The organism is Phytohabitans sp. LZ39 (assembly GCF_059359075.1).
This window is the reverse complement of record NZ_JCADBM010000027.1, coordinates 155209-161754: the sequence shown is the minus strand read 5'-3', so window position 1 is coordinate 161754 and position 6546 is coordinate 155209. Positions and strand designations below refer to the sequence as shown.

7 protein-coding genes are annotated in these 6546 nt (G+C 71.4%); 1 reads left to right on the top strand and 6 read right to left on the bottom strand.

Translation table 11 applies throughout. The features are described from left to right. The 6 genes from AC5L36_RS38460 to AC5L36_RS38435 all read right to left on the bottom strand — a co-directional run. Positions 1-155 (bottom strand): adenosylhomocysteinase (locus AC5L36_RS38460; protein WP_441223617.1); only part of this gene is annotated, 155 nt, incomplete at its 3' end. A gap of 336 nt (positions 156-491) precedes the next feature. After that, positions 492-1589 (bottom strand): mannose-6-phosphate isomerase, class I, encoded by a 1098-nt coding sequence (gene manA / locus AC5L36_RS38455; protein ID WP_441223600.1) that lies wholly within the window; start codon positions 1587-1589, stop codon positions 492-494. 3 nt (positions 1590-1592) lie between these two features. Further along, positions 1593-2537 (bottom strand): cation diffusion facilitator family transporter, encoded by a 945-nt coding sequence (locus AC5L36_RS38450; RefSeq protein WP_441223598.1) that lies wholly within the window; start codon positions 2535-2537, stop codon positions 1593-1595. Further along, positions 2534-3718 (bottom strand): SIS domain-containing protein, encoded by a 1185-nt coding sequence (locus AC5L36_RS38445; RefSeq protein ID WP_441223596.1) that lies wholly within the window; start codon positions 3716-3718, stop codon positions 2534-2536. Before AC5L36_RS38445 ends, AC5L36_RS38450 begins: the two co-directional genes overlap by 4 nt. Continuing rightward, on the bottom strand, positions 3715-3918 hold the full coding sequence (locus AC5L36_RS38440) for a Trm112 family protein (protein ID WP_441223594.1): 204 nt from the start codon (positions 3916-3918) through the stop codon (positions 3715-3717). Before AC5L36_RS38440 ends, AC5L36_RS38445 begins: the two co-directional genes overlap by 4 nt. A 39-nt stretch (positions 3919-3957) precedes the next feature. Beyond that, positions 3958-4716: an HAD-IIB family hydrolase gene (locus AC5L36_RS38435; RefSeq protein WP_441223592.1), complete on the bottom strand. Its 759-nt coding sequence runs from the start codon at positions 4714-4716 to the stop codon at positions 3958-3960. Between the two features lie 81 nt (positions 4717-4797). Between AC5L36_RS38435 and pgm the strand changes: the two genes are divergently transcribed. Then, a complete protein-coding gene (pgm, locus tag AC5L36_RS38430; protein ID WP_441223590.1) occupies positions 4798-6453 on the top strand; it encodes a phosphoglucomutase (alpha-D-glucose-1,6-bisphosphate-dependent) in 1656 nt (551 codons plus the stop codon). Positions 6454-6546 lie beyond the last annotated feature (93 nt).

Genomic DNA, 6546 nt, shown 5'->3' with positions numbered 1-6546 from the left:
AAGGCCATCAGCCCGGGCATCTCGTGCTCCGCGAGCTGGATCTCCTTGCGACCGAAACCGGCCAACGACAGGTCCGCTACCTTGTAGTCGCCTTCGGCGACGGTGCGCGGGCGGGCCGAGGCCGACGCGTCCGGCGCCGGCAGAGTGCTGGTCATGAAAGCTCCTGTCGAACGCGTCCGTTGCAACGAGCAACCACCATACGCGGGCGGCCTCAAGCGCAAATAGAGGGCTCGGATCGGGGCACTCTACGCAGCGCGCGGGGCGGCGGGTCATGAGCGGGCTCTCCGCTCAACTCCCACCGCCCCGCGCATCCCCCCGGTTTGGTTCCCCCGCGCGTGACTCGGACCTTTCGTCGCGATAACGCTGCGTGGTTATAGCGTTACATTGCGCTATGGCGGTGTCAAGCGAATCAGGAAATTTCTTGATCTGTACGTGTGTGCGAATGGCGCAAACGCCTAGGTGGGAACGGAGCCCACCCCAGAAGCCCAGAGTTACGCCGGCACGGACGCGACGTACGCCTCTCCGGATCCGACGAACGTGAGCGCGGCGGGACCGGCCGTGGCGAAGGCCGCCTCGCCACCGGCCAGCGCCACCTCGCCTGCGCCGTCGTCGACGATCAGGTCGCCGGCCAGGCAGATCACTACCCGCGGCCCGAGCACCGGCAGCACCGCGGCACCGGCGGTCGGCCGCACGCGGTGCAGGGCGAACTCCTCCACCGGCGCCGGCCACCGCACGATCCCCGGACCCACCTGCTCGGGACGCACGACCGGGTCGGCCAGCACTTCGAAGCGCAGCACCCGCAGCAGCTCGGGCACGTCGACATGCTTGGGCGTCAGACCGCCGCGCAGCACGTTGTCGCTGGCCGCCATGATCTCTACGCCGGTGCCCTCGAGGTACGCGTGCAGGTTTCCGGCCGGCATCCAGATCGCCTCGCCGGGCGCGAGCGTGACGTGGTTGAGCAACAGCGCCACGAGTACCCCGGGATCGCCCGGATAGCCGGCGGCGAGCCGGCGGACGAGCGCGGGCGCGTCGGGCCCCGCCGTCGCCTCGGTGACCGCGGCCGCCGGTAGCGCGACGAGGTCGGCCATCGCGGCGCGGAGGTCGCCCCGGCCGAGCGCGGCGACGACCGGCTTGAGTGCGGGTGCATCCATAGTGGACAGCGCGGCGGCGGACGCCGCGGGGTCGCGAAACCCGCACAGCGCCTCGAAATCCGACACCGCCACGAGCAGCTCGGGCTTGTGGTACGCGTCGACGTAGCTCGGATGCCCGGCCGCGAACCGCTCCCGCGCCTGCTCCGCGTCCGGGTGCGCCTGGAGCGACAGCGGCGCGGCGGCGGCGAGCACCTTCATCAGGTACGGCAGGCGCGGGCCGAAGCGCGCCACCACCTCGCCGCCGAGCATGCCCTCCGGCTCGGCGGCGATCAGGTCGGCCAGGCTCGCCCCGTCGACCGTGGCGGGGTCGCCCGGATGGGCGCCCAGCCACAGCTCCGCCTCCGGCCCCTCGCTGGGCACCGGCCGCCCCTGCAACCGTGCGATCGCGGTGCGGGAACCCCACGCGTACGGCCGGACGCGGCCGGACAGGCGGCGCACCGCTCAGCCCGCGGCCGGGGCGGTCTCGGCCGGCACCTGGTAGATGTCCGGCTCGAGGTAGATGACCCGGGCGATCGGGACGGCCGCGCGGATGCGCGCCTCGGTCGAGTTGATGTGCCGCGCGATGTCCTCGCCGCTCTCGTGCCCGCGAATCGCGATCTTCGCCGCGACCAGCAGCTCCTCCGGGCCGAGGTGCAGCGTCTTCATGTGGATGACCCGCTCGACCTCCGGGCCCGTGGTGATCGCTTCCACGATCTTGGCCTCGTCTTCGGGGGTGGCGCTCTCCCCGAGCAGCAGGCTCTTGGTCTCCAATGCGAGCACGATCGCGATCGTGACCAGCAGGATGCCGATGGCCGCGGTGCCGAGCGCGTCCCAGGTGCCGTCACCGGTGATCAGCGTCATCGACACGCCGATGAGCGCGAAGATCAGACCGACCAGCGCACCGAGGTCTTCCAGCAGCACCACGGGCAGCTCGGGCGCCCGGGCCCGGCGGACAAACTGGACCCACGATGCCTTGCCCCGCACGTGGTTGGACTCGACGATCGCCGTACGGAACGAGAACGACTCCATGACGATCGCGGCCGAGAGCACGACCACCGGCACCCAGTGCCACTGTGTGATGCCCTCGTCCCGGTGACCCCACTTGTGGTACGCCTCGTACAACGCGAAGCATCCGCCGAGGCTGAAGAGCACGATCGAGACGATGAACGCGTAGATGTAGCGCTCCCGCCCAAACCCGAAGGGGTGCTGCGGGGTGGCCTCCCGCCGCGCCCGGCGCCCGCCGAGCAGCAGCAGCGCCTGGTTGCCGGAGTCGGCCACGGAGTGGATCGACTCGGCCAGCATCGACGACGACTGGGTGAGCAGCCACGCGAGGAACTTCGTGACCGCGATACCCAGGTTTGCCAGCAGCGCTGCGATGATCGCTCTGGTGCCGCCGGAGGTACTCACGGGTTGCTCAGCTCCTTCATCTCGGTGACGGCCGGCACGGCCATGGGGTCGAGTCCGTGTGCGAGAGCGAGGTAGATCGAGGCGAAGTCGGGCACGGCGACCAGCGAGGCCAGCCGCTCCAGCGGTGAGCCGCCCTCGGCGGTGACCACGTCGCAGCGGACACCGCGCCGCTCGGCCAGCGTCTGCACCGCGTCGGCCCGCCGCTCCTCGACCGCGACCGGCTCGTCGGCGTCTTCCTCGTTGCCGAGGCCGCCGTCGCGGAGCAGCACCACGCGAAGCCGCGTGACGTCCTGCTCCTCCCCCTCGTCGGCGAAGATGTCGCGGGACGACTCCACCAGGCCGCCGAAGACGCCGTCGAGCAGGCCCACCCGACCGCGGCCGGCCTCACCCAGAGCGCCGGCGACCACGGGGTAGCGGGCGTTCGCGGAGATCGTGTCGGCGAAGCGCCGGGCGGCCACCGCGGCCAGCGGCGACGAGCCCCACACGATCGGCACCGAGCCGGCCAGGCCCAGCGCCAGCGACTTCGCCGGGTTGACGAAGGACTCGGCCGTCGGGCGGCAGCGATCGGCGTCCGCGTCGAGCCGCGACGCGGTCTCGGCCAGGTCGGCCTCGTTGACCTTCACCAGGCCGAACGTGCGGGCGGCCAGCAGCACCGGCACCGTCAGCCCCCAGAGGCTGGCGCGGGCCGGGGCCCGCCGAGGCACCGGGATGAACGGCGCCCGCGCGCCCTCCGCCACCGACTGGAGCAGCGAGTCGGGCGCGCCGACCGCCACGAGGCGCGCGCCCCGGCGGGCGGCCGCCTCGGCGGCGCCGAGCGCCTCGGGGCTGCGGCCGGAGGCGCTGACCGCGATCACCACGTCGGCGGCGCCGACCCAGCCGGGCACGCCGGCGCTGCGGTGCGCGATCACGGGGACGGGACAGCGGGGGCCGGCGACCGTCGCGAGGATCTCGCCGGTGCGGCCAGCGGTGCCGATGCCCGCGATCACGACGGCACGCGGGCGGCCCTCGTCACTCAGCGCGGCCAGGTTGGCCTCCGCGGCGAGCGCCGCCGTCTCGCGGACCTGCGCGCCCGCGGAAGCGGTGGCCCGCAGCATGCCGCCTGGGTCGTTTTCCGCCAGGGCGTCGGGGTTGTCCAACAGTGCCTCGTCGACCGTGCGGCGGCCGCGCACGCTCGCGCTCATTTCTCGCCTTCAGGGGTAGGGGGCTCGCCCTCCGGGGTACGGGCCTCGTCCAGCAGCAGCACCGGGATGCCGTCTCGCACCTCGAAGATCCGGCCGCACTCGGTGCAGGTCAGGGTCTCGGCGGCGGCGTCGTACTCCAGGGGTGCGTGATGCGTGTCTGGGCACGCGAGGATCTCCAGCAACTGCGTGTCCAGCGACACCGGACGCTCCTTCCAAACGCGGGCGGGGCTGCGATGATCCTAAACGTCCCCGGGTACACCGTCCGGCAGCGTGGTGAGCAGCCGCTCGACGTAGTCCGCGGTGTCCTGCCAGCGGGTCACCGCCACGGAGCGGATACCCATCGCCTTCACCGGGTAGTCGTTGCCGCCCTCGTCGAGGCGGTCGCCGACGAAGAGCACCTCTTCGATGGCCAGGCCGAGGTGCTCGATCAGTTTGCCCATGCCGTACGCCTTGTCGACGCCCATCTTGGTCACGTCGACCGACGTGGAGCCGCCGCTACGCACCTCCAGGTCGGGCAGGCGGGCGGCCGCGTAGTCACGCAGGGCCGCCTTCTTGGCGCCGTCGGGGTCCCACGCGTACTTGGCGTCGACCGGCGCCCGCTGCCCCAGCGCCGAGAACGTCACCTGGCTTCCGCGGTCTTCGACGATGTCGCCCCACGGCTCGGGCTCCCAGATGCCGAGCGCCTTCGCACCCTCGACCAGCACCGCGACGATGCGCTCCTTGGCCTCTTCGGTGAGGTCCTCGGCGTACACGAGGCCCCAGCCGCCGTCGATCCAGCGGTAGTAGCGGGTGCCGCAGGTGGGCATCAGGTGCAGCCGCTGACGCGCGACGGCATCGAGGTCTAGATGGCGCAGCACCTGGGTATCGAACTGCTCGAACCGCCCGCCCGAGATCACGCAGACGTCGACCTGAGCCAGCAACTGGGCCAGCAGCTTCGCCATCCGGTCGTCGATTTGGGACTTCGACACGGCGAGTGTGTCGTCGAGGTCAAAGGCCACGACCCGAATGTTGCCCGCCAACAGAAGCCTCCCACACGACTACGATCGAAACCGCTTCCCGACTTCCCGAGAGGATACGTCGTGTCCGATACTGCCCGGCTTCACCCTCGCGCCGGTCGCGTCGCCGAGTCTGGTGATCTCGTCGACGTGCCCCACCTCGTCTCGGCCTACTACACCGGTAAGCCGGACGTGGCGGAGGCCGGGCAGCGGGTCGGGTTCGGCACATCGGGGCACCGGGGGTCCAGCCTGAAGCTGGCGTTCAACGAAGACCACGTGGTCGCGATGAGCCAGGCCATCTGCGAGTACCGGGCGGAGCGCGGCATCGACGGCCCGCTCTACCTGGCCCGCGACACCCACGCCCTCTCCGAGCCGGCGCTGCTGAGCGCGCTGGAGGTCTTCGCCGCCAACGGGGTGCGGGTGCGGCTCGACAGCCGCGACGGCTACACGCCGACGCCGGCGGTGTCGCACGCGATCCTCACCTACAACCGTGGTCGGACGAGCGGGCTGGCCGACGGTGTGGTCGTCACGCCGTCACACAACCCGCCGCAGGACGGCGGCTTCAAGTACAACCCGCCGTCGGGCGGGCCGGCCGGCACCGACGTCACCAAGGTGATCGAAGACCGCGCCAACGCGCTGCTGGAGAGCGGGCTCAAGGAGGTCCGGCGGGTCACCGTCACGCGCGCGCGGGCCGCCGAGACCACCGAGACGTACGACTATGTCGGCACCTATGTCGGCGACCTCCCCAACGTGGTCGACATCGATGCGATCCGCGCGGCCGGGGTGCGCATCGGCGCCGACCCGCTCGGCGGCGCGAGCGTCGCGTACTGGGACGAGATCGCCAGCCGCCACGGGCTCGACCTCACCGTGGTCAACCCGCAGGTCGACCCGACGTGGCGGTTCATGACGCTCGACTGGGACGGCAAGATCCGGATGGACTGCTCGTCGCCGTACGCGATGGCCTCGCTGATCGAGCAGCGCGGCGCGTTCCAGGTGGCCACCGGAAACGACGCGGACGCCGACCGCCACGGCATCGTCACCCCAGACGGCGGCCTGATGAACCCCAACCACTACCTGGCCGTCGCGATCGACTACCTCTACCGCAACCGCCCGCGGTGGGCCGCGGACGCCGCCGTGGGCAAGACGCTTGTCTCCTCCTCGATGATCGACCGCGTGGCCAACGACCTCGGCCGCCGGCTGATGGAGGTGCCGGTCGGTTTCAAGTGGTTCGTCGACGGCCTCGTCGACGGCAGCGTGGGCTTCGGCGGCGAAGAGAGCGCCGGCGCGTCTTTCCTGCGCCAGGACGGCTCGGTGTGGACCACCGACAAGGACGGCATCATCCTCTGCCTGCTCGCCTCCGAGATCATCGCGGTCACCGGCCGCTCGCCGAGCGAGCGGTACGCCGAGCTGACCGACCGGTTCGGCGCGCCCGCCTACGCCCGGATCGACGCACCGGCCAGCCGCGAGGAAAAGGCCGTGCTGGCCAAGCTCTCGGCCGACCAGGTAACCGCGAGCGAGCTCGCCGGCGACCCGATCACCGCCGTCCTCTCCAACGCCCCCGGCAACAACGCCCCGATCGGCGGCGTCAAGATCGTCACCGCGTCGGGCTGGCTGGCCGCCCGCCCCTCCGGCACCGAAGACGTCTACAAGCTCTACGCCGAGTCCTTCAAAGGCCCCGACCACCTGGCCCAACTCCAGCAGGAAGGCCAAGCCCTAGTCTCGTCGGCGCTCAAGGCCTAGAGGATCTACCCCAAGAGATCGAAATTCTGAGCTACCGCGACGCCCGTCGTGGTCCAGACCGCTGCTCCCGCGGCCTCACCCGTCCGCCGTTGG